1 protein-coding gene is annotated in these 952 nt (G+C 68.0%); it reads right to left on the bottom strand.

Features of this window, described 5'->3' with window-relative positions:
- Positions 1–952: ATP-binding cassette domain-containing protein (locus tag B3873_RS01615; RefSeq protein WP_286863699.1), on the bottom strand; the 952-nt coding region annotated here is incomplete at both ends.

The raw sequence follows: 952 nt of genomic DNA, 5'->3' as shown, positions 1-952 counted from the left end.
GCGCTGGCGCTGGCCGCCGGAGAGACGCACGCCGCGTTCACCGAGGAAGCACTGGTAGCCGTCCGGCAGGCGTTCGATGAACTCATGGGCTGCCGCCATCTGGGCGGCGGCGATCACTTCCGCATCGCTGGCACCGGGGCGGCCGAAGCGGATGTTTTCCATGGCATTGGCCGAGAAGATCACGGTGTCCTGCGGCACGATGCCGATCGCATTGCGCAGATCCTGCAGGGTCAGGTAGCGGATGTCCACGCCATCGAGCCGGATGCTGCCCTGCTGCGGATCGTAGAAGCGCAGCAGCAGCTGGAACAGCGTGGTCTTGCCGGCCCCTGAAGGGCCGACCACGGCGACTGTTTCTCCTGCACGCACGTCCAGCGAGAAGCCCGACAGCGAGGCGCTGCCGGGGCGCGAGGGATAGTGGAAGTCCACGGCCTCGATCTGCAGCGCGGCGCCATTGGCGGTGCGCGGCGGCAATTTCTCCGGCAGCAGCACGGACTGCACCGGCGACTGCGCCGCCAGCAGGTCGAGCAGGCGTTCGGTGGCACCGGCAGCACGTTGCGTGTCGCCCATCACTTCCGACAGAGCCCCCAGCGAACCCGCCACGAGGGATGCGTAAAGGATGAACTGTCCCAGTTCGCCGCCGCTCATGCTGCCTTGCATGACCGCATGCGCGCCCAGCCACAGCACGAAGACGATGGCACCGAACACCAGCAGGATCGCCACCACCGTCAGCAGCGAACGCGCACGGATGCGGTCCATCGCGGTCTGGAAGGCGCGCTCGACCGAGTCGCCGAAGCGGCGCGCTTCGATCTCTTCATGGGTGAAGGCCTGCACGGTCGGCATGGCGTTGAGGATTTCGCCGGCCATGGCGGCGGCGTCGGCCACCCGGTCCTGCGAGGCGCGCGAGAGCTTGCGTACGCGGCGGCCATAGAACACGATGGGCAGCACCACGGCG

This window comes from Herbaspirillum sp. UBA812, from assembly GCF_002296545.1.
Taxonomy (GTDB): Bacteria; Pseudomonadota; Gammaproteobacteria; order Burkholderiales; family Burkholderiaceae_D; genus Herbaspirillum; species Herbaspirillum huttiense.
This window is presented reverse-complemented; position numbering and strand designations above follow the sequence as displayed.